At 35.0% G+C, this 24,414-nt stretch carries 18 protein-coding genes and 1 pseudogene; 18 read left to right on the top strand and 1 reads right to left on the bottom strand.

Annotated elements, in window-relative coordinates:
- A partial coding sequence (locus B7700_RS11495) for a hypothetical protein (RefSeq protein WP_419991873.1) occupies nt 1–836 on the bottom strand: 836 nt, incomplete at its 3' end.
- On the opposite strand from B7700_RS11495, the pseudogene B7700_RS11520 reads away from it, so the two are divergent.
- From B7700_RS11520 to secA2, 18 genes and pseudogenes are all read left to right on the top strand, one after another.
- Nucleotides 757–1,029 (top strand): annotated as a pseudogene (locus tag B7700_RS11520) (LPXTG cell wall anchor domain-containing protein); the annotation flags it as partial. The gene B7700_RS11495 and the pseudogene B7700_RS11520 sit on opposite strands and share 80 nt — an antisense overlap.
- A 148-nt stretch (nt 1,030–1,177) precedes the next feature.
- Complete coding sequence (locus B7700_RS02000) at nt 1,178–3,262, top strand: glycosyltransferase (RefSeq protein WP_084886790.1); 2,085 nt, start codon at nt 1,178–1,180, stop codon at nt 3,260–3,262.
- Entirely contained in the window at nt 3,259–4,137 is an 879-nt protein-coding gene (locus B7700_RS01995) for a DapH/DapD/GlmU-related protein (RefSeq protein WP_084886788.1), read from the top strand. Before B7700_RS02000 ends, B7700_RS01995 begins: the two co-directional genes overlap by 4 nt.
- Nucleotides 4,138–4,176: 39 nt before the next feature.
- Nucleotides 4,177–5,916, top strand: a complete 1,740-nt coding sequence (locus B7700_RS01990) for a glycosyltransferase family 2 protein (protein ID WP_084886786.1) — start codon at nt 4,177–4,179, stop codon at nt 5,914–5,916.
- A gap of 154 nt (nt 5,917–6,070) precedes the next feature.
- Nucleotides 6,071–7,081 carry a sugar transferase gene (locus B7700_RS01985; protein WP_084886784.1) on the top strand — a complete coding sequence of 337 codons (1,011 nt, stop codon included), beginning with the start codon at nt 6,071–6,073 and terminating at the stop codon, nt 7,079–7,081.
- Nucleotides 7,082–7,090: 9 nt separating this feature from the next.
- On the top strand, nt 7,091–9,535 hold the full coding sequence (locus tag B7700_RS01980; protein ID WP_084886782.1) for an SP_1767 family glycosyltransferase: 2,445 nt from the start codon (nt 7,091–7,093) through the stop codon (nt 9,533–9,535).
- A 228-nt stretch (nt 9,536–9,763) separates the two neighbouring features.
- On the top strand, nt 9,764–10,636 hold the full coding sequence (locus B7700_RS01975; RefSeq protein WP_084886780.1) for a glycosyltransferase family 2 protein: 873 nt from the start codon (nt 9,764–9,766) through the stop codon (nt 10,634–10,636).
- A gap of 111 nt (nt 10,637–10,747) precedes the next feature.
- On the top strand, nt 10,748–11,995 hold the full coding sequence (locus B7700_RS01970; RefSeq protein ID WP_084886778.1) for a glycosyltransferase: 1,248 nt from the start codon (nt 10,748–10,750) through the stop codon (nt 11,993–11,995).
- Nucleotides 11,974–12,117 carry a hypothetical protein gene (locus tag B7700_RS11230; RefSeq protein WP_225306534.1) on the top strand — a complete coding sequence of 48 codons (144 nt, stop codon included), beginning with the start codon at nt 11,974–11,976 and terminating at the stop codon, nt 12,115–12,117. Before B7700_RS01970 ends, B7700_RS11230 begins: the two co-directional genes overlap by 22 nt.
- Nucleotides 12,118–12,162: 45 nt before the next feature.
- Nucleotides 12,163–13,173 carry a glycosyltransferase family 8 protein gene (locus tag B7700_RS01965; RefSeq protein ID WP_338132007.1) on the top strand — a complete coding sequence of 337 codons (1,011 nt, stop codon included), beginning with the start codon at nt 12,163–12,165 and terminating at the stop codon, nt 13,171–13,173.
- A gap of 316 nt (nt 13,174–13,489) precedes the next feature.
- Nucleotides 13,490–14,716, top strand: a complete 1,227-nt coding sequence (locus tag B7700_RS01960) for a glycosyltransferase family 8 protein (RefSeq protein ID WP_084886776.1) — start codon at nt 13,490–13,492, stop codon at nt 14,714–14,716.
- Between the two features lie 11 nt (nt 14,717–14,727).
- The gene (locus tag B7700_RS01955) at nt 14,728–15,936 is read left to right on the top strand and encodes a glycosyltransferase family 8 protein (protein ID WP_084886774.1); all 1,209 of its coding nucleotides are present in this window, start codon (nt 14,728–14,730) and stop codon (nt 15,934–15,936) included.
- A gap of 77 nt (nt 15,937–16,013) precedes the next feature.
- A complete protein-coding gene (locus B7700_RS01950; RefSeq protein ID WP_084886772.1) occupies nt 16,014–17,210 on the top strand; it encodes a glycosyltransferase family 8 protein in 1,197 nt (398 codons plus the stop codon).
- Between the two features lie 74 nt (nt 17,211–17,284).
- Nucleotides 17,285–18,502 (top strand): accessory Sec system protein translocase subunit SecY2, encoded by a 1,218-nt coding sequence (secY2, locus tag B7700_RS01945; RefSeq protein ID WP_084886770.1) that lies wholly within the window; start codon nt 17,285–17,287, stop codon nt 18,500–18,502.
- Between the two features lie 9 nt (nt 18,503–18,511).
- The gene (gene asp1 / locus B7700_RS01940) at nt 18,512–20,092 is read left to right on the top strand and encodes an accessory Sec system protein Asp1 (RefSeq protein WP_084886767.1); all 1,581 of its coding nucleotides are present in this window, start codon (nt 18,512–18,514) and stop codon (nt 20,090–20,092) included.
- On the top strand, nt 20,076–21,611 hold the full coding sequence (gene asp2 / locus B7700_RS01935) for an accessory Sec system protein Asp2 (RefSeq protein ID WP_192855647.1): 1,536 nt from the start codon (nt 20,076–20,078) through the stop codon (nt 21,609–21,611). The genes asp1 and asp2 overlap by 17 nt, the downstream gene beginning before the upstream one ends.
- On the top strand, nt 21,608–22,048 hold the full coding sequence (asp3, locus tag B7700_RS01930) for an accessory Sec system protein Asp3 (protein WP_084886765.1): 441 nt from the start codon (nt 21,608–21,610) through the stop codon (nt 22,046–22,048). The genes asp2 and asp3 overlap by 4 nt, the downstream gene beginning before the upstream one ends.
- Nucleotides 22,041–24,413 carry an accessory Sec system translocase SecA2 gene (gene secA2 / locus B7700_RS01925; protein ID WP_084886763.1) on the top strand — a complete coding sequence of 791 codons (2,373 nt, stop codon included), beginning with the start codon at nt 22,041–22,043 and terminating at the stop codon, nt 24,411–24,413. Before asp3 ends, secA2 begins: the two co-directional genes overlap by 8 nt.
- The last annotated feature ends 1 nt before the right edge of the window (nt 24,414 follow it).

The raw sequence follows: 24,414 nt of genomic DNA, 5'->3' as shown, positions 1-24,414 counted from the left end.
GCATCAGCATCAGCAAGTACAAGCGCGTCGGCTTCAGCATCGACAAGTGCATCAGCTTCAGCAAGCACTAGCGCATCGGCATCAGCCTCAACAAGTGCGTCAGCCTCAGCAAGCACTAGCGCGTCGGCTTCGGCCTCAACAAGTGCGTCAGCATCGGCGTCAACAAGCGCATCAGCATCAGCAAGTACAAGCGCATCAGCATCAGCAAGCACTAGCGCATCAGCTTCAGCAAGTACAAGTGCGTCAGCTTCAGCGTCAACAAGCGCATCAGCTTCGGCCTCAACAAGCGCATCAGCTTCAGCAAGCACTAGCGCATCGGCTTCAGCGTCAACAAGTGCATCAGCTTCGGCCTCAACAAGTGCGTCAGCTTCGGCATCAACAAGTGCATCGGCTTCAGCAAGCACTAGCGCATCAGCATCGGCCTCAACAAGTGCGTCAGCCTCAGCAAGCACTAGCGCATCAGCATCAGCAAGCACAAGTGCGTCAGCATCGGCGTCAACAAGCGCATCAGCATCAGCAAGTACAAGTGCGTCAGCTTCAGCGTCAACAAGCGCGTCAGCTTCAGCAAGTACAAGTGCGTCAGCTTCAGCATCGACAAGCGCATCAGCTTCAGCAAGCACTAGCGCATCAGCTTCAGCAAGTACAAGTGCGTCAGCTTCAGCGTCAACAAGCGCATCAGCTTCAGCATCGACAAGCGCATCAGCTTCAGCAAGCACTAGCGCATCAGCTTCAGCAAGTACAAGCGCGTCGGCTTCAGCATCGACAAGCGCATCAGCTTCAGCGTCAACAAGTGCGTCAGCTTCAGCATCGACAAGCGCATCAGCTTCAGCAAGCACCAACTCTTCAAATTCAGTAAACCATTCGAACTCACAAGTTGGAAATAGATCTGAATCATCAGGTAAATCACAAAAAGAATTACCAAATACAGGTACTAAGTCATCAACTGGATCTGTGTTACTTGGAGCTTTAGCAGCTGTTACAGGTATTGGATTGGTTGCGAAACGCCGTAAACGTGATGAAGAAGAGTAAGATAACCTATAAATTTAGGCTAAACTAACTTACGCATGTAAATCATAGAAACCCCTTGGAAAAGTATAATTTCCAAGGGGTTTTTACTATTATATAGCTGAAATTTTGACTAAAAAATTGTATAATAAACATAAGGAGAAAATCGCTAGTGAATGATAAAATAACGGTCATTGTACCGGTATACAATGTAGAAAACTATCTAAGAAAATGCCTAGATAGTATTATTGCTCAAACATATAAAAATATCGAGATAATTGTCGTAAATGATGGTTCTACTGATACTTCAGGTGAGATTTGTAAAGAATTTGTAGAAATAGATCACCGAATTATCTATATAGAACAAGAAAATGCTGGCTTGTCTGCTGCACGAAATACTGGTCTGGAAAATATGTCCAGCGATTATGTGACTTTTGTGGACTCGGATGATTGGATTGAGCAGGATTATGTAGAAACCCTATACAAAAAAATAACAGAGTATCAGGCTGATATTGCAGTTGGTAATTATTATTCTTTCAATGAAAGTGAAGGAATGTTTTACTTTCATATATCAGGAGACTCCTATTATGAGGAGGTATATGATAATGTGTCCATCTTTGAGAACTTGTATGAATCCCAAGAAATGAAGAGTTTTGCCTTGATATCTGCTTGGGGTAAACTTTATAAGGCAGGATTGTTCGAGCAGTTACGCTTCGACATGGGTAAATTAGGAGAGGACGGTTACCTCAATCAAAAGATTTATTTGTTGGCAGAAAAAATTGTTTATATCCATAAAGGAATCTATTCTTATCGCATCAGAAATAATAGTTTATCTAGGACTTGGACAGAAAAGTGGATGCATGCCTTGGTTGATGCCATGTCTGAACGTATCACTTTATTAGCTAGTCTAGGATATCCTTTAGAAAAACATTTAGCTATTTATCGTCAGATGTTAGAAGGAAGTCTTTCTAATGGGAAGGTCAGTGGCTTAGAAGAAACTCCTACCTATAAAGAATTTGAGACAAAAAAATATCTACTAGACAAACTTGAAAAAACTAAGAATACACAAAAGAAAGCCATTGTACTAGCAGCAAACTATGCCTATGTAGACCAAGTTTTGACGACGATCAAGTCTATTTGTTATCATAATCGTTCGATTCGTTTTTATCTGATTCATAGCGATTTTCCTAATGAATGGATCAAGCAAATAAATAATCGCTTAGAAAAGTTTGATTCAGAAATTATCAATTGTCGAGTGACATCCGAGCAGATTTCAAGGTATAAAACGGATATTAGTTACACAGTCTTTTTACGCTATTTCGTAGCTGATTTTGTAAAAGAAGAAAAGACCCTCTACTTGGATTGTGATTTACTTGTAACGAAAAATCTGGATGATTTGTTTGCTACTGACTTACAAGATTATCCTTTGGCTGCTGTTAGAGATTTCGGGGGAAGAGCCTATTTCGGTCAGGAAATTTTTAATGCTGGGGTTCTCTTGATCAATAATATTTTGTGGAAACAAGAACAGATGACACAAAAGTTGATTGATTTAACCAATGAATGGCATGATAAGGTGGATCAGGCTGATCAGAGTATCTTGAATATGCTTTTTGAACATAAATGGTTGGAATTAGACTTTGATTATAATCACATTGTCATTCATAAGCAGTTCACTGATTATCAATTGCCTGTAGGTCAGGATTATCCTGGTATTATTCATTATCTTTCTCATAGGAAACCGTGGAAGGACTTGGCGGCACAAACCTATCGTGATGTCTGGTGGTATTATCATGGACTTGAATGGACAGAATTGGGACAAAATCATCATTTACATCCATTACAAAAATCTCACCTTTATCCGATAAAGGAACCGTTCACTTGTCTCATCTATACAGCCTCAGACCATATTGAACAAATTGAAACATTGGTTCAATCCTTGCCTGATATTCAATTTAAGATTGCGGCTAGAGTCATGGTCAGTGATCGATTGGCTCAAATGACAGTTTACCCAAATGTCACTGTCTTTAATGGGATTCACTATTTGGTAGATGTCGATTATGAATTGGTAGAAACCAGTCAAGTACTTTTAGATATTAATCATGGCGAAAAGACAGAAGAGATTTTAAATCAATTTTCTGAACTTGGTAAGCCCATCTTAACCTTTGAAAACACCAAATCCTACGAAGTAGGTCAGGAGGTATATGCTGTTGATCAAGTTCAAGCAATGATTGAAAAATTAAGAGAAATAAGCAAATGAAGAATAATCATCTATTAGGAGATGCTCTGATTTTGACGGTTAGTGATCAGATTGAAGAGTTGGATTATCTCCTTGAAAAATTGCCGAACATCTGTTTTTATATTGTAGCACCTGTCCAGTTTTCGGATAGAATCCGTAGTTTAGAAACTAAACACAATGTTCGGCTCTTAACGATTACGAATGAACAACAGTTGAACTTTCTAGTGAACATCTGCGACATTCTATTAGATATCAATCACTTTCAAGAAGTGGATACTATTGTATCAAGGTTTGTACAGGCTGAAAAACCTGTCTTTGCATTTGACAATACAGTCCATGGAAATCAGGGGCAGGAAGTTTTTCTATCAAGTGCACCAGAGAAATTGGTTTCTAGAGTGAGAGAGTATCTGAATGAAGTCAGAGTAGGTACCAATCATCAAGAAAAAATCATTCAAGATGGGACTTGGAATGTCTTTCAAATAAATGATAAGGCTAACTTGGCTGTAGGAGCCAATGTCATTTGTAGAAATTTTGAAAATTTCCATGTCTCTTCTGGTAAGTTAATACTGCACGATGGTGTCTTTATCAATAACTCTTGTAGTTTTAACTGTATGGAAAGAATTGAAATCGGAGCAGGTACCATGATGGGGGAAGGTGTCCGTTTTTATGATCACGACCATATTTATACCGCTGAAAAAATCGAAAAGTGGCAGTGGACTACAGCTCCGATTAGAGTTGGACGAGATTGCTGGATTGGAAGTAACGTCACGATTTTAAAAGGAGTGACGATTGGAGATAATACCATTATCGGAGCAGGTTGTCTTATTCGAAATGATATTCCAGCAAACAGTGTGGTTTATAATGATGGGCATCTTTTTGTAAAAAGAAGAGATTAAACGGGAAATAGAATATATCAAGGCTAGGTGAGTTAGTATATGGGGAATGAATTAATCAGTATTATAGTTCCAATCTATAATGTTGAAAATTATTTGCGACAGTGTTTGGATAGTATTCAGAATCAAACTTATAAAAAGTTTGAATGCATTATGGTTAATGATGGATCCACGGATAGCTCACAACAACTAGCGGAAGAATATCTAACAGATAGTCGTTTCAAACTAATCAATCAATCTAATAAAGGTTTAAGTGGGGCTAGAAATACAGGGATTAATCATATTAGAGAAGAGTCTATTTTTGTAGCTTTTGTAGATAGTGATGATTATATTTATCCTGATTTCTTAGAAACTTTAATAGAACACATTGAAGATGATGTTGATATTATAGAAGGAATGATTGAAAATTTCCATGATGAAATAAAAGTGGATAGAGTCTGTCATAATTTTGAGAAAAAAATATTAATAACCAAGGATGACAAATTGGGAGAATTGGCATTAAATGAGCCGAGAGTTAGCGTTTTTCCAAAATTGTTTCGAAAAAGTTTATTAACAGAAGATTTTTTTCCAGAGGGGTGGATATTTGAAGATTTAGCAGTTATTCCCGAGTTGGTAAGTCATTCAGGAAAATGGATTAAATTACCAAAAGTTATCTATGCTTACAGGATTCGTCCAAATTCAATTACTACTAAAGAGTTTTCAGAAGAAAAATTAGATGTATTTAAGATATTCGGAAAGTATGACTTGTTTTTTAAAGATGAGAGTGATATAACAAAATTATTGGTTGAAAAACTAAAATATTTACATTTGAATTATCATGACATCGAATTTGTACCAGAGAATAATCAGTATAAACAGTTATACAAACAAGAAAAACAAAAACTATTATCTAAAATAGCAGATTATGAAAGTAAAGCCTTAATTAGTATTATTGTACCTATTTACAATGTCGAGAAATACTTGAGACAGTGTTTGGATAGTGTTCTGAATCAAACTTATCAGAATTTTGAGTGTTTATTAATCAATGATGGCTCTCCAGATAATTCAGCAGGAATCTGTAAAGAATATGTTGATAAAGATGCCCGTTTCCATTATTTTGAGAAGGAAAACGGAGGTCTCGCATCAGCACGTAATTTTGGGATTAAGTATTCAAAAGGTAAATATATCACGTTTATTGATTCGGATGATTGGGTGGAATCGGACTATTTAGAAGTATTGTATTCAAAAATAAAGGAATACAATACAGATTTTGTTATTTCATCTTATAAAAAATTTGATATGGATGAAGATTGTTTTTATCTTCACATTTGGGATCAGGATTATTATGAAAAAATATGGACTAGTCAGGAATTGCTAACTCAGCTGCCAAACCTTGAAAATTATGATGGTTCTTACACAGTTTCTTGGGGAAAACTATTTAAACGTTCCTTATTTGATGAGATATTATTTAATGAGCAACGGAAATTTGGAGAAGATTTCGAGTGTAGTTTTAAATTGTATTTGAGTATGACAAGTTGCTTATATATTCATAAAGCCCTCTATAATTACAGATTGCATTCTGAATCAATGTTGGGGCAAGTTGTGACTGAAAGACAGTTGATGGATGATATTGAAATTCGAGTAGGACGACTACCCTATCTCATAGTGAGAGGAATTGATTCGTCTCCATATATTTCAAATTTGAAATCGTTTATCCAATATAGAATAAATGAAAAGGAAAAAGTAGGTTTAGAAAATTCAAATGCGATACAGATGTATCAAGAAATACTTAGAAATTTATAGGAAATAATATCATTATTCTAAATGAAAATGATAGCTATTGATATGAAACAAAATCATAATCATTATTTAAACTTGCTATAATAGAAATTCTAAAAATCAGATAAAAGAAAAAGAGTTTTCTATTCTTAAAGTGAATTTTTAAAAGATAAGAAAAATGAAATTACATTTAACAAATTTATACGGCATGGCTGGTGATAGTACGGTTATTCTAGCTCAAAATGCTGTTCAAAAGATTGCCAGCCAACTGGGATTTAGAGAAGTCGGTATCTATTTTTATAATATTGCTTCAGATAGTCCTTCTGAAATGAATAAGCGTTTGGATGGCATTATGGCCAGTATTTCAATTGGAGATATCCTAGTATTTCAGTCTCCAACCTGGAATGGCTTTGAGTTTGATCGTCTCTTGTTTGATAAGCTAAAGGATATGCAGGTGAAAATTATTTGCTTTATCCATGATGTTGTCCCTCTCATGTTTGATAGTAATTATTATCTCATGAAAGACTATCTGTATATGTATAATCTATCGGATGTTTTGATTGTTCCATCTGAACAGATGAAAGAACGCCTGATAGAAGAAGGCTTGACAACAAAGAAGATTCTCATTCAAGGGATGTGGGATCATCCTCATGATTTATCCCTATACACTCCGATTTTTAAAAAAGAACTTTTTTTTGCAGGAAGTTTAGAGCGTTTCCCAGACTTGCAAAATTGGTCTCAAGATACACTTTTGAGAGTATTTTCAAATAAAGGAGAAGCTAGTTCTAATGCTAGAAATCTGAGTATTGAGGGATGGAAAAAAGATGAGGAGCTGTTACTAGAATTATCAAAAGGTGGATTTGGCCTTGTCTGGGGAACTCATCAAAACGATGGAGAAAGTAACCAATACTATACCTTAAATATATCTCATAAGGTGAGTACCTATCTGACAGCTGGCATACCAGTCATTGTGCCAAGTAGCTTGTCAACTGCTAAATTTATAGTAGATCAAGGCTTGGGCTTTGTGGCGGATAGTCTAGAAGAAGTTCATGAGATAGTTGATAAAATGAATGTAGAAGAATATCAAGAAATGACGAATCGTATCAAGACCTTTAGCTATTTGTTAAAAGAGGGGTATTTCACTAAAAAGTTATTGGTAGATGCAATTTATCACTTGGGAATTGATTAAGGGAATGAAATGAACAAAACAATTGTACTAGCAGGGGATCGCAATTATACCAGGCAGTTGGAAACAACGATAAAATCTATTCTATACCACAATCGAGATGTTAAGATTTATATTTTAAATCAAGATATTATGCCAGATTGGTTTCGCAAACCACGAAAAATTGCTCGTATGTTAGGTAGTGATATTATTGACGTGAAGTTACCAGAGCAAGCTGTATTTCAAGGTTGGGAAACTCGGGAGTATATAAGTCCAATGACTTATGCCAGATACTTTATACCAGATTATATTTCTGAGGATAAAGTTTTATATTTGGACAGTGATTTAATTGTAAATCAATCTTTGGAACCATTATTTGAGATTGACTTTGATGAATATTTATTAGCAGCTGCTTGGGATACGGATGGTGTCACATTTAATGCAGGAGTGATGCTTATCAATAACAAAAAATGGCGTCAAGAGAAATTAAAAGAGCGACTAATTGAACAATCAATAGTTACATTAAAAGAAGTGGATGAAGGGAAATTTGAAAATTTTAACGGTGATCAAACGATTCTGAATCAAGTTTGCTCTAATAGATGGTTAGAGCTAGACAGAGGGTACAACCTTCAAGTAGGTCATGATGTAACTGCTTTTTATAATAGATGGGAAAACTATTTTAATGAATTAGTATCACCTAGCATCATACATTTTGTGTCCTATAGAAAGCCTTGGTCAACCTTGATAGCCAATCGTTATCGTGATTTATGGTGGGAATTCCATGATTTGGAATGGACTAAAATCTTACAACATCATTTAGGAGAGTTTGAACTTCTACCTCTTCTAGATAGAGAATTTTCGTGTTTAACTTTAACTAATTCTCAAGATTTAGAAGGAATAGAGGAGCTAGTTACAGCTCTACCAGAGGTGGTATTTCATATTGCTGCTTGGACGGATATGGGAGATAAGCTAACAAAATTAGCTGTACATGATAATGTGAGATTGCATCCCCAAATTGTTCCGCCTGTGTTAGACAGGTTGAAAAAGTCAACAAGTCTTTATTTGGATATCAATCATGGTAGTGCAGATGAGAACTTTTTAAAATCTTTGAAAGAACAAGGAAAAACGCTATTAGCTTTTCAATCGACTCAGCATGGAGAAATAGGACAAATTGTTTTCGAAAATGGGAAAGTTTCCTTTATGATTGATGCGATAAAAGATTTTAAGAAACAAGGACATCTTACCTGTTTTCGACAACTTCCAAGTTTGACTTGTTTAACGTTTACGGCTTCTCAGGATATTGAACAGCTGGATTACTTGGCTGAACACTTACCCAATGTTGTTTTTCAGGTTGCTGCCTGGACAGATATGGGGCCAAAACTATATGATTTATCTAATCGTTATCCTAATATTCAGCTCTATCCAGCAATTTCTAGAGATAAGCTAGAAGAGTTGAAGGAAAAGATGGATGTTTATTTAGATATCAACTTACTGACTTCAACAGCTGATATCGTTGCAGAAATGACTCATCTATCTAAACCTATACTAGCCTTTTATAAATCTCAAAATGGGAATAACTGTCAAAGATTGTATTCTAGTGAACATCCTGAACGAATGTTGGTTGATTTGCAAAAATTGATAAATAAGTCTATGCTAGAAAAACCGCTTGATCCAATCCAGGTGAAAGGGATAGATGAAACCTTGGATTATATTATTGAACACAATTCTTCTTTGGTTCGTTTTGGAGATGGGGAAATCAATATGCTTGCAGGGCATTCGATTCCCTACCAGGATTATGATGAAGAGTTGGTTTCAATCATGAGAGATATTATCGGCCAGGAAAGTAGAGAAGAATTAGTAGTGTGCCTTCCTGATGCCTTTATAGATCGTTTCAGGTTTACATATTGGGCGATTCCCTTTTGGAAAGATCACATGGATCATTATATGGATTTTTACAGAGAACTATGTAATGATTCATGGTATGGCTCAACCTTTGTATCTCGACCTTATATCGATTTTGAAGACAAGAGTCAAGCTAAATCCCAATTTGAAAAATTGAAAAGTATCTGGAAAAACCGTGACTTACTGATAGTTGAAGGAGCGACCTCTCGTTCAGGTGTAGGGAATGATTTGTTCGATGAGGCAAATTCTATCAAGCGAATTATCTGTCCTTCTCATAGTGCCTTTTCTAGAGTTCATGAAATTGAACATGAAATTGAAAAGTATGCTGCTGGTCGCTTGATTTTATGTATGCTTGGGCCTACAGCAAAAGTTTTAGCCTATCATTTAAGTCGAAAGGGTCACCAAGTCTTAGATATTGGGCATATTGACTCCGAGTATGAGTGGATGAAGATGGGTGCTAAAACCAAGGTTAAATTTTCACATAAGCATACAGCAGAGTATAATTTTGATCAAGATATTGAGTTCATTGAGGATGAAACCTATAATAGTCAGATTGTTGCAAGGATATTAGAATAACTTATAAGTATGATTAATGAGTTCACAATTTTGATTGAACATTTTTAGACAAATAAAGAAATTAATGAGGGTATCTCTCTAAAATAATAGATATTTTAAATAAAATGAGTCTATTATGAACAGGAATTTGAAGAAACATTTTCATTATTTACCTGGAGGCTACCCAACAACTATATTGCTATATAAATAAAGATTTATTCTATAATTTTAAGATTGTAGGTGAAATGTATGGAATCTTTGATTAGTGTTATTATTCCAGTTTATAATACTGAAAGTTATATTGGAGTTTGCTTGGAAAGTCTTGTTAAACAGACTTATACAAATTTTGAAGTGCTTATGATTGATGATGGTTCTACAGATAATTCAGGAAGAATTTGTCAGGAATATGCAGAGAGTGACTCCCGTTTTCATTACTATAGGAAAGAAAATGGCGGAGTTTCCTCTGCTCGTAATTTGGGGATTGAATACTCCAGAGGTGATTATTTAACTTTTGTTGATTCAGATGACTGGGTTGAGGAAGATTATTTAGAAGTTCTATATTCTGCTCTAGTATCCGAATCTGCGTCAGTCTCAATTTCAACATATAAAAGATTTTCTATGGAAGATAATACTTGGTATGTTCATTCTTTTCAAAGAGGTTACGATAAACGAGTCTTTCATCATCTAGAACTAATCAATGAATTAATTGATTTGGATTCTTTCGATCATTCATATCGTTTTGTAAGTGGAAAGTTAGTAAGAAAAGATGTTGTGGGGGATATTCGTTTTAATTCTCTAACTAGTTTAGGTGAAGATATGGAATTTTGGTTTAAAATCTATCTAATCTCACCTAAATCTGTCTATATCAATAGAGATAGTTATGTTTATAGAGTAGGTGAAGGCTCGACGAGACATTTTAGTTTACTCAAAATCAGGTGTGATTTACAGCAACGTGAAAATTTTATAGCTCTTCTTGCTGCTCGAAATATAGATGTTGGTCGATACGTAGACAATTTTGTATCCCTGTTAAAATTTCGAAAAAAAGAACTTGAAGATAAAAATCTATCATCAACAGATACGATGAAATGGATTAAGGAAACATTATGTTTACTTGATAAGTAAGTGAATAAAGTGATTTTAATTTTATGTAAAGATGATAGAATAAAATCTATTTGGTTTAATTTATGCAGGACAATAAATAATGTTAGTAAGAATAAATGATAAGGATTTAAAATGGGAAATACCAAACGTGCAGTAGTATTTGCAGGTGATTACGCTTATATTCGACAAATTGAAACAGCTTTGAAATCAATCTGTAGACACAATAGTCATTTGAAAATTTATTTGCTAAATCAGGACATTCCTCAGGAATGGTTTAGTCAAATAAGAATATATTTACAAGAGATGGGTGGCGACTTGATTGATTGCAAGTTGATTGGCTCACAGTACAAAATGAACTGGTCTAATAAACTACCTCATATCAATCATATGACCTTTGCTCGCTATTTTATTCCAGATTTTGTAACAGAAGATAAAGTTCTCTATCTAGATAGTGATTTGATTGTGACTGATGATTTGACCGATTTGTTTGAATTAGATTTGGGTGAAAATTATTTGGCTGCAACTCGTTCTTGCTTTGGAGCAGGTCTTGGATTCAATGCTGGTGTTCTCTTGATTAACAATAAACAATGGAAATCTGAAAGTATCCGGCAACAATTGATTGAGTTAACAGAAAAAGAACATGAGAATGTGGCAGAAGGTGATCAGTCAATTTTGAATATGCTTTTTCATGACTCATATATTGAAATAAACGAAACGTTTAATTACCAGATTGGTTTTGATAAAGGGGCCGCAGAACAAGGACATGCTTGGATTTTGGAAAAATCAATTAATCCACTCCCTAAAGTTTTGCATTATATTTCTAATGATAAACCTTGGAATCAATTTTCTGTAGGACGTCTCCGAGAAAATTGGTGGAATTATTCTTTTATGGAATGGGGGTATATCGTATCTACTTGGAAAGAAAGGGGAGAGCACTATTCTGCTAATATATATAAGCCGAAATTAACTTGTATGAATCTGACTAACTCATGGTGTGTTGAGAATATGAAATTTTTAGCTCAGTCTTTACCTGAAGTACATTTTCATATTGCAGCTCACACTTTTATGGCAGATGAGTTAAAAGTTCTATCTAGTTTTCAAAATGTCAGCTTATACCCTAACTCATTTCCAATTCTAATAGAAAAAGTTTTAAAAGAATCTGATATATATTTAGATATAAATCATGAGGATAAATTAGGTTATATTTATGATTTAGTCAAGAAGCATTCTAAGCCTATGTTAGCTTTTGACAATACTCGACTTCCTAATCTCGATGATAGTTCATATGAAAGTATTTGTTCACATGAAAGGCCAGAAGAAATGGTAGAGGTTATAAGAAAATACATGGAGAATCAATTATGCAACAATCAATCGTTCTAGCTACGGATAATAATTACTTGGTACAGGCCGAAACAACAATCAAGTCTATTCTTGTTCATAACACAAATGTATGTATCTATGTTTTGAATAATGATATTGCTCCAGAGTGGTTTAAGTTATAAAATGCGACATTAAGTACAGTAAATTCACGAGTTATTAATATTCATGTGGATAAGAATATGTTTAACAATTATAAAACAGGAGACTTGATTAACTATACAACTTTTTTTAGATATTTGATTCCGGACTTAATTCCTTCTGATAGGACCTTATATTTAGATTGTGATTTGTTAGTAGCAGGAGATTTATCTGAATTATTTACTATTGATATGGAAGGAAAACCTGTTGCTGCTGTTGCCAGTCCCTACGCATGGGAAAGTGATTTATATGGTTTTAACGCAGGAGTCTTACTGATCGATAATAAGTTGTGGAGAGAGAATCTTTATATACCTCAGCTTTTAAGTTTGACAGAGGAGAAGCAAGCTGAGGTTGCAATGGCTGACCAAAGTATATTAAATATTTTCTTTCAACATAATTGGAAGGAAATTGACAGCACATATAATTATCTGGTAGGATTGGATTATAATTATAGAGATGCAGAATTGCCGAGATTAGAAAATGAACTCCCTATAATTATCCATTTCGCAGGGACACACAAACCTTGGCATACTTATAGTAGTACTCGACTTCGTGAACTTTGGTGGAGTTATAGAAATTTGGATTGGCTTGAAATTTTGTCAAAAACTCCTAATTTGGATTTTGGACAACGAAGTCATCAATCAAAAAAGCAAATATTTATTTTAACACTGGCTGCAGAAATAGAACATATCCACTTTCTTATCAGTTCTTTATTTGATTGGCATTTTCATATCGCAGCTCCGTGTTATTGCTCTGAACCGTTAACTTCGTTATCTCAGTATACAAATGTGACAGTATATCAAAATGTTTTGCATAGTAAAATTGACTGGTTGTTATCTGATTCAATCGTTTATTTAGATATTAATCACTATATAGAGACGATGAATATTCTTAGTAGAGCGAAAGAGCAAAAACTTAAGATTTTCACGTTTGATACTACAAGGAAATCAAATGATGATAACTTATACGATGGAATATTTTCAATTGATAGACCTGATGAAATGGTTTCGGCTATACAGTTGATTGAGCCAGATTTTTAATAGTTGTTTGAGAGGCTAAAAGTTGAACAGTCTGAAATTTATTGAGTATGTATTACGAAGATTTCTTAACTTATATTTATCATAAAAATACTTTGATTATTTTTGTAAATATTAAAATTGCTTGAATTATTCAATAACTAATTTATAAAATTAAGATAGATTAAAATTTTGAATTTTTGATGAAGTTGTTTTTGAGAAGTAGTAATATTTTTAAGTTATTGTTTTGATTTTTAGGGCTTTATATAATGATTGAACCATTTAAAATTTAGAAACCATGTTAATGTTATGGATAGAGTGAATAAGGGGTTAATAGTTTATGAAGAAAGCAATCGTACTGGGGGCAGATAATGGTTATATGGATAAGGTGGAAACTACCATCAAGTCTGTTTGTGCTCACAATCATAATATAAAATTTTACATATTTAACGATGATTTGCCCTCTGACTGGTTTCGAATTATGAATTTCAGATTGAAAGCTAATCATTCTGAAATTGTAAATGTAAAAATTTCTGACCATACTCTTAAAAATTACCGGTTAGCAATTAGTTATCTTTCCTACGCAGCCTATTTTCGCTATTTCATAGGAGAATTTGTAGAAGAAGATCGAGCGATTTACCTTGATTCAGATATAATCGTAACATCTTGCTTGGATGAATTGTTTAACATCGATTTGGAAGATTATTGGTTAGCCGGAGTTGCTGATTACTTTGATGGAGATTATACGGGTGGATTTAACTCGGGAATGATGGTTATTCCTGTTAAAAAGTGGAAGGAAAGTGATATAGCCAATCAACTCTTACAATTAACAGAACAATACCATCAAACAGTATTTGGAGATCAGGGGATTTTAAATATCTTATTTAAGGAAAAGTGGAAAAAAGTGGGGCGCCTTTATAATTTTATGGTTGGTATGGATACGCTGGCTCAAGTTGTGAATGATGAGTCTTGGTATCAATCATCTTTACCAGATGGTGTTTTACCAAAAGTTATTCATTATACGGGCGATAAACCTTGGTATCACTTATCAAAGAATCGTTATAGATCTATATGGTGGTTTTATTATAGTGTGGAGTGGTCAGATATTCTTCTGAGAAAAAATCCTATAAAAGGTCAATTATTGAGCGATTTTAATACTCTTATTGACCCTCCTCTTTTTCATACTGCGATATTTACAGATTCATGTGAATTGGAGCAGATTGAAAGGTTATTAATAGAGTTTCCTCAGGTACATTTTTCGATTTTAGCACACACTTCATTTGCTTCGTCTGTTATTGACTTACAACAATTTTCAAATGTATCTGTATATCCGGGATTCATTCCTTTTACATTTGATGAAGTGTTAAAAAATCTTGATTTTTATTTAGATATTAACCATGGAAATCAAATAGCTGATATTATTAGTAAAGTTCGTGCATTAGGCAAACCAATCTATTCCTTTGATGTTACTAATCATGACGATGCAGGTTATAATAAAGTTTATGAAGTTTCTGAAATTATGCAAATGATCAAAGATATAAAATTGTATCTTGGAACAATAAAATAGGGATAAAAGAGATGAATAAAATAATAGCGATGGGGGCCGATAATGGCTATATGAATAAGGTAGAGACAACTATTAAATCAATAGCAGCTTTTAACGATCATTTTAAAATCTATGTATTTAATGATGATTTGCCATCAGAATGGTTTCGTGTTATGAATAGGCGTTTAGCCCCACTTGATTCGGTAGTAGTTAATGTAAAAATTTCAGATAACAATTTGCGAAAATACAATCTCCCAACACCTCATTTATCATACGCTGCTTATTTTCGTTTTTTTATTCCAGATATGATAACTGAGGATAAAGTATTATATTTGGATTCTGATATTATAATCAATGATGATTTAACGAATCTTTTTGAAATTGATTTAGGGAATAGTCCTGTAGCTGCAGTCAGAGATGAATTGCAAGAAACAAATTTTAATTCGGGGGTATTGCTTATTAATAATTCTTATTGGAGAGCTCACTCAATCTCAAGGCAACTTTTTAGTGTGGCTGATCAATATCATGAAGTTGAGTTTGGAGATCAAGGAATCTTAAATCGTTTTTTTGTAGGACAATGGAAAGAACTGGATTCCAAATATAATTTTATGGTAGGTATGGATACCATTGCTGAGAGATTTCAAAAAAACGAATGGTATGAAAAAGCAAATAAATATGAGTCTCTGATTTCCATTATTCATTACACAGATAGTAAACCTTGGTCATCAGTGTATAATAATCGTTTAGGAGATAGATGGTGGTTTTATTATACATTGGAGTGGTCAGATATTATTCTACGAAAAGAGATTATCAAGCATGGTTTAGAAGTGGTTACAGAAAAAGAAAAGTATCACACTGCAATTTTTACGAATGCTTGTGAGATGGAACATCTGGAGTATTTAATAAAAGCACTACCAGAGGTTCATTTTCATATTCTAGCGCATACTAATTTCGCCTCTCAAGTAGTTGATTTACAACGTTATTTAAATGTATCAATCTATCCTCAGTTTAATCGTTATAATTTTGAAAATATACTAAATAGAATAGATTTTTATTTAGATATTAATCATTACAATGAAATTATGAATATTATTCAAGAGGTTCATAGACTCGGTAAACCGATTTTTTCATTTGATAACACAAGCAAAGATCAGACAGGTAAAAGTTTTATATTTTCTTCGCTTGCTCCTGAAACTATGGTAGAAGAAATCATTACTTATCTTAATTCTTTGCATAAATAAATTAGCCATCTATTGTAAATATTTAATAAATAATTTATAAGATGCAGTATTTAGCAACTAGTAATGAGAGGTGTGAAATGACTAGAAAATCTATTGTATTAGCGGCAGATAATGCCTATCTTATTCCTTTAGAGACGACTATAAAGTCTGTTTTGTATCACAATAGAGATGTTGATTTTTATATTCTTAATAGTGATATAGCTCCTGAATGGTTCAAATTATTGGGGAGAAAAATGGAAGTTGTAAATTCAACAATCCATAATGTACACATTGATAGAGAACTTTTTGAAGACTATAAAACAGGGCCACATTTAAACTATGCTTCTTACTTTAGATTTTTTGCGACAGAAGTGGTTGAATCTGACAGAGTATTGTATTTGGATTCTGATATCATCGTAACTGGGGAATTAACTTCGCTATTTCTGATAGATTTAAAAGGACATTCTATTGGAGCTGTTGATGATGTCTATGCCTATGAAGGACGAAAATCTGGATTTAATTCTGGAGTTTTGTTAATGGATGTTGCAAAGTGGAAAGAACATTCTATAGTTAATAGTTTATTGGAATTAGCAGCTGGGCAGAATCAAGCTGTTCATCTTGGGGATCAGAGTATATTGAATATTTACTTTGAAAATCAATGGCTACCATTAGAAGAAAATTATAACTATATGGTTGGTGTTGATATTTATCGTTTAGATCAGGAGTGTGAACGTTTGGATGACAATCCACCTACAATTGTTCACTATGCTAGTCATGATAAGCCATGGAATACATACAGTATATCTAGATTACGTGAATTATGGTGGGTGTATAGAGACCTAGATTGGACTGAGATTGCTTTTAAATATTCTAACCTTGATTATTTTGTACGATCAAAGCAATCTGAGAAGAATGCTTTTGTTGCAACATGGGTATTAGAAGTAGAGCATTTAGAGTTCTTAATTCGTGAGTTACCTGATTGGCATTTTCATATTGCTGCTCCAGTGTATTGTGCATCTGCTTTAACTAATCTTTCTATGTATAAAAATGTAACTATTTATCAAAATATTATTCATAAAAGGATAGAATGGCTATTAGATGATGCAACTCTCTATCTAGATATTAACCATGGGGCTGAGGTCTTCGATGTTTTGTCTAAAGCTAGAGAGAGAGGAAGAAAAATCTTTACTTTTGAAAATACTAGAAAGTCATCTGATGATAGTATGTATGATGGTATTTTTTCTGTAGATAGACCTGAAGAAATGTCCAGAGTCTTAAGGAAATTAGAAGTCTGATCTTTATCATTTAGTGTAAGAATAATATATAATAAAAGTGAGATTTGACCCCAAAGCAAATAAAGGAGTATTTTGTGACTAAGATTTATTCGTCTATAGCAGTAAAAAAAGGACTATTTACCTTATTTCTACTGTTTATCTATGTATTGGGAAGTCGTATTACTCTCCCTTTTGTTGATTTGAATTCCAAAGATTTCTTAGGTGGTTCAACAGCCTACCTAGCTTTTTCAGCAGCCCTTACAGGTGGAAACCTAAGAAGTTTATCTATTTTTTCTATAGGATTATCACCTTGGATGTCTGCAATAATTTTGTGGCAGATGTTTTCTTATTCTAAAAAATTGGGGCTAAGTTCTACAGCGATTGAAATTCAAGATCGCCGAAAAATGTATCTGACCTTGCTGATAGCTGTTATTCAATCCTTGGCGGTTAGCTTGAGCTTACCAGTACAATCCCCCTACTCGGCAATTTTGGTTGTTCTAATGAATACCTTGTTGCTGATAGCAGGAACAATTTTTCTGGTTTGGTTGTCAGATTTAAATGCTAGTATGGGTATTGGGGGTTCTATTGTAATCCTCCTATCCAGCATTGTTTTAAATATCCCTCAGGATGTTATTGAAACTTTTAAACTGGTTCATATCCCTACAGGGATTGTTGTCTTGCTTGTTTTTATGACCATTATATTTTCTTACTTGCTTGCCATTATGTATCGAGCTCGCTATTTGGTTCCTGTTAATAAAATTGGTTTACATAATCGTTTTAAACGCTATTCTTATCTCGAAATTATGTTGAATCCTGCAGGTGGGATGCCTTATATGTATGTGATGAGTTTCCTGAGTGTACCAACTTATCTGTTCATCTTGCTGGGTTTTATCTTCCCTAATCATTCAGGGCTAGTGGCTTTATCAAAGGAATTTATTGTTGGGAAGCCTTTGTGGGTCTATGTTTATATTTCGGTCTTATTTTTATTTAGTATCATTTTTGCATTTGTTACTATGAATGGAGAAGAGATTGCAGACCGCATGAAAAAATCTGGCGAATACATCTATGGAATTTATCCAGGTGAGGACACTAGTCGATTTATTAATCGATTGGTCCTTCGTTTCTCAGTCATAGGTGGTCTCTTTAATGTGATCATGGCAGGTGGTCCCATGCTTTTTGTTTTGTTTGATGAAAGGTTATTAAGATTGGCAATGATTCCAGGCTTGTTTATGATGTTTGGGGGCATGATTTTTACGATTGGAGACGAGGTCAAGGCTTTAAGGTTAAATGAAACCTATAAACCCTTAATTTAGGAGAATTTTATGTATTATTTTATTCCAGCTTGGTATGGTTCAGAAAGAACATGGCATGCAACTATCACTCCATGGTATTTTTCTCATTTTCGTTTTGAATTTGATGATACCTTTCATCAGATTCGCCTCCTTCAAAGGCAAGATATAGATTCTCGTCTATTAGTATTAGCTTACCAGCCTCATCTACGTTATTTTTTACATAGACATGGGGTGTTAGAAACGGATACTTATTCCGTTTTTGATGTTATGCAAGATTTTCATAATCTCCATACCCAAGTTTTAACCATTAGAGATATTGAGTGGGATAATGACTGTGAATTTATTTATAGTCCCTTTACGATTATCGTTCAAAAAAATGGGAAGAAATTTGCTAAGGTTGAACATGGGGTTGAAGGCTTCATCAGTGATATACAGTATTTTGAACCGAATGATCAAATACATATGCACTATATCATGGATGATCGTGGATTTGTATCGAGTGTTATCTTTTTTGAAGATGGGCAAGCAGCCTATCAAGAATATCTGAATCCCAAGGGAGTGTGGCAATTTAGAGAGCATTTAAAAGAAGGCGGACGGGTAGAAGTCAATCCCATTTTTGGTTACCGCTTTAAAGCGCTTATCTATCAAAATATGGGAGACTTGGTGGCAGAATTTTTTGAGAATTATCTGCAAAAATATGTGAAGGATCAGGATATTTTTATGGTTCCTTCTCATTCTCATCATGACCAGCTAGTATTAGACCGTTTACCTAGAGAAAATCCGAAACTGTTGAGTCTTTTCATTGGACGTAATCCTCAAGATACCTTTAGGGATTTAGATTTAACTTTTGAAAAATCGGATTTGATTTTGGTGGATAGAGAGGATAGTTTACGATTGTTGCAGGAGTTGTATCCTGAACGAATGCATCAATTTTATCATTTATCATCTTTTGACACCCGATTACGATTGGGGAGAAGCCAAACTAAGAAAGAATCCATCATTTATTATCAACTGGATTTTGAACAGGGGATTGATAACCAAGCACTGCTTCAAGTCTTGTCCTTTGTCGCTGAAAATAAAGATACTGAGGTGATTTTTGGAGCATTTGCTGCTAGTCAGGAGCAAATGAATGAGGTGGAAGGGATTGTTGAGTCTTTAATCCAAGAAAACATTCAATCCGAAAATCTGGGGAAGGCGATTGATTATGGTGATGCAGAAAATCCTCTGGAAGAAAACCAACACCAGGACTTACGATTGCAGTTTGTCAACTTGAATGATGAGTTAGATTTGATAAAAACACTAGAATTTGTCCGTTTGATTGTGGATTTAAATAGACATCCTCATCTCTACACACAGATAGCTGGGATTAGTGCAGGAATTCCTCAAATCAACCTAGTTGAAACCGTCTATGTTGAACATTTAAAAAATGGTTATTTGTTAGCAGATGTGACAGAATTTTCTAAGGCTGCACATTATTACACAGATAGGTTGAAAGAGTGGAATGAGTCCTTGATTTATTCAATTGATAAGATTAAGGAGCACACTGGACAACAATTTCTTGGAAAATTAGAGAAATGGATAGAGGAGGTTAAAAATGTCAAAGGAACTTAATATTTTACAGATAGGACTTGCCAATTGGGAAAATCAATATGACATAGCTGAAAATATGAGTTGGTATCATTTTTACCCAAACTCATCAGAAGCCCTTCGTGAAATAATAGAAAAAGAGGATATTAGCCGTTTTCATGCAGTTTTAATAGAAGATGGTCAGTATGCTAAAGACTTATTTTCCTTTGTAAAATATTTTGAACCTTATACTTTATTTTATGACCAGAATCTACAAATAAATGATAGAGAGATTGTGGATTTTCTAAAAAAACGATGTGCACAAGCAATTGATTTTTCAAGTCCCCAACAATTAATCAATGATTTGAGTAAATCTCTTTTTGGCGGTGGTTATGGTGATAAACTCTTTCCTTCGACGATACAAGTGAATTCAAACTTTACAGGAGCTATTTCTTATCAAGGATTGGATTATGTTAGTTTGGAAGGTGAATTTGGACAAGATTTTACCCAACTTGCCTATTGGGCTTATAATATAGTGGTTCAAAAAACACTCCCTATTGAGTTATGGCTTGAATATGAAAAGCAGGGGAATTGTGACTTTCGTTTAGTAATTCGTAAAATATGGAGTGGCTCTGTTGATGATTTCTTTGAAGAGACAATAGTGTCTGAAAAAGACTTGGAGCAAGCACTTTTTATGGATAATCGAGATGGAGATTACTTTCTCTCGATATCCGTTGAAGCAAGAGGTCATGGAACTATCAAACTAGGTAATCTTCACCAACGTTGGAGTCGAAAACAATTTGGTAAGTTTGTTCTTGGTGGAAATATCCTACATGATTCCAAGCGTGATGAAATAAACTATTTCTTCCATCCAGGTGATTTTAAACCGCCTTTAGCTATCTATTTTGCAGGTTATCGACCTGCAGAAGGATTCGAGGGTTACTTTATGATGAAAACTCTAGGATGTCCCTTCATTTTATTTTCTGATCCACGTTTAGAGGGGGGAGCTTTTTATCTAGGAACTGATGAGCTAGAGGGAAAGGTCAAAGAGACGATTGCTCATTATCTTGATTATTTAGGCTTTGATCGCAAGGATTTGATTTTATCAGGCCTTTCTATGGGAACGTTTCCGGCTCTCTATTATGGTGCTTCTTTTGAACCTCATGCTATTATAGTTGGTAAGCCCTTGGCAAACTTAGGAACCATAGCTAGCCGCGGACGTTTAGCAAGTCCTAGAGTTTTTCCTACGAGTTTTGATGTTTTAAAACATCAAACTGGAGGAGTAAGCCTAAATCACATGTTGGAGTTAGACCAGCGTTTTTGGAAAGTATTTAAACAAGCAAATTTTTCAAAGACAACCTTTGGTTTGTCCTACATGAAGGATGAAGATATGGATCCTCAGGCTTATGAGAATCTAGTTACTTATTTATGTAATACAGGTGCCAAGATTTTATCTAAAGGAACTGCTGGACGACACAATGATGATACAGATACCAATATTGCTTGGTTTCTTCACTTTTATCGAATGGTACTAGCAAGTGGTTTTGGAAGGGAGAAAGAATGATTATCACACAGAGACAGTCTATTCATTGGGGAGAAGTTGGTGGGACTTATATGTACGGATCAACTGTATTTTATTACCCTGACAAAAGTATTCGGCTCTATAATCCTCTATTGCCATCTGGGGAGATTCTCAAGACTTGGCTTTCTAGTGTCAATTACCAGGCTGCACGGACTCAGCCCCAGCTTCCCTTACTAAAAAGAAATCAGGAGTATCAACTATCACTGGTTTTTGATTGTCAGCCTGAAAATGGGGTTTATACCAAGATAACTTTTTTTGACCGCTATGGTGATATTTTAGAAGAAAAGGTAGAAAAAGTGAAAGATTTTATATTTACTTATCCAGAAGATAGTTATACTTATCAAGTTTCTCTTTTAAGTGCTGGTTTTGAATCCTTAACTTTTTATCATTTTTCTATCAAGGAGATCAGAAGTGTTTAGACGTTTAGGTCAAGATTTCCAGCTTAGGAAAGTAAAAAAGATTTTAAAGAGGATCAATAGCTTAAAAGGCAAGATGTCCTCTCTTTCAGATCAAGAATTAGTCGCTAAAACAGTGGAGTTTCGTCAGCGTCTTTCCAAGGGAGAAAGGCTAGATGACCTTTTAGTAGAAGCTTTTGCTGTGGTGCGTGAAGCGGACAAACGGATTTTAGGGATGTTCCCCTATGATGTTCAGGTCATGGGAGCTATTGTCATGCACTATGGAAATGTTGCTGAAATGAACACAGGGGAAGGGAAAACCCTAACAGCCACCATGCCTGTCTATTTGAATGCTCTTTCGGGAGAAGGAGTGATGGTCGTTACGCCAAATGAGTATTTAGCAAAGCGGGATGCAGAGGAAATGGGCCAAGTTTATCGTTTCCTAGGCTTGACCATTGGGGTACCATTTGTGGAAGATCCAAAGAAGGAAATGAAAGCTGAAGAAAAGAAACGTATCTATGCTTCGGATATCATCTATACAACCAATAGTAATTTAGGTTTTGATTACCTAAATGATAATCTAGCTTCGAATGAAGAAGGTAAGTTTTTGCGACCTTTTAACTATGTCATTATTGATGAAATTGATGATATCTTGCTGGATAGTGCACAAACTCCTTTGATTATTGCGGGTTCTCCTCGTGTTCAGTCAAATTACTATGCAATCATTGATACACTGGTGACAACGCTGGTCGAAGGAGAGGATTATATTTTCAAAGAGGAGAAGGAAGAGGTCTGGTTTACTACTAAGGGTGCTAAGTCTGCTGAAAGTTTCCTAGGGATTGATAATTTATATAAGGAAGAACATGCTTCCTTTGCTCGTCATTTAGTTTATGCGATTCGAGCCCATAAACTCTTTACCAAAGATAAGGACTATATCATTCGTGGGAATGAAATGGTACTGGTGGATAAGGGAACAGGCCGTCTAATGGAAATGACCAAACTGCAGGGAGGACTTCATCAGGCCATTGAAGCAAAGGAACACGTGAAGTTATCTCCTGAAACGAGAGCTATGGCTTCCATTACCTATCAAAGTCTCTTTAAGATGTTTAAAAAAGTATCTGGAATGACGGGGACAGGAAAGGTAGCAGAAAAAGAATTTCTTGAGACTTATAATATGGCTGTTATTCGGATTCCAACCAATCGTCCTAGACAACGGATTGATTATCCCGATAATCTCTATGTGACTTTACCAGAGAAAGTGTATGCATCTTTGGAATACATCAAAGAGTATCATGCTAAGGGGAATCCCTTACTCGTTTTTGTTGGTTCAGTGGAGATGTCTCAACTTTATTCGTCGCTCTTGCTCAGAGAGGGAATTGCCCACAATGTTCTCAATGCTAATAATGCTGCACGTGAGGCCCAAATTATCGCGGAATCAGGTCAGATGGGGGCCGTAACAGTGGCTACCTCTATGGCAGGACGTGGTACGGATATTAAACTCGGTAAGGGAGTTGCAGAGCTTGGTGGCTTGATTGTCATTGGAACAGAGCGGATGGAGAGTCAGCGGATTGACCTTCAAATCCGTGGACGTTCTGGCCGTCAGGGAGATCCTGGTATGAGTAAGTTTTTTGTATCACTGGAAGATGATGTTATTAAGAAATTTGGTCCATCTTGGGTTCACAAGAAGTATAAAGATTACCAAGTTCAAGATATGATGCAACCAGAAATTCTCAAAGGTCGTAAGTATCGGAAATTAGTTGAAAAAGCTCAACAAGCAAGTGATAGTGCTGGACGTTCGGCACGTCGTCAGACCTTAGAGTATGCTGAGAGCATGAATATCCAACGTGATATAGTTTACAAGGAACGCAATCGTCTAATAGATGGTTCTCGTGACTTAGAAGATGTAGTTGTGGATATTATTGAGAGATATACAGAAGCGGTATCGTCTGAACACTATGCCAGTCGTGAATTACTATTTCACTTTATTGTTACCAATATCAGTTTCCATGTAAAGGAAATTCCAGATAATCTAGACCTATCTAATCAGAAACAAGTCCGCTCCTTTATTCGACAAGTTGTGAATAGAGAACTCTCTGAAAAGAAGGAATTACTGGAACAACATGACTTGTATGAACAGTATTTACGGCTCTCTCTACTTAAGGCTATCGATGATAACTGGGTGGAGCAAGTAGACTATCTACAACAATTATCCATGGCTATCGGTGGCCAGTCTGCTAGTCAGAAAAATCCAATCGTAGAGTATTATCAAGAAGCCTATGCAGGTTTTGAAACGATGAAAGAGCAAATTCGTGCTGATATGGTACGGAATCTCCTGATGGGGCTGGTTGAGGTCACTCCCAAAGGTGAAATCGTGACTCATTTTCCATAAG

It is taken from the genome of Streptococcus mitis (genome assembly GCF_002096755.1).
GTDB lineage: Bacteria > Bacillota > Bacilli > Lactobacillales > Streptococcaceae > Streptococcus > Streptococcus mitis_AC.
The sequence above is the reverse complement of the archived record's forward strand: the minus strand, read 5'-3'. Positions and strand labels throughout refer to the sequence as shown.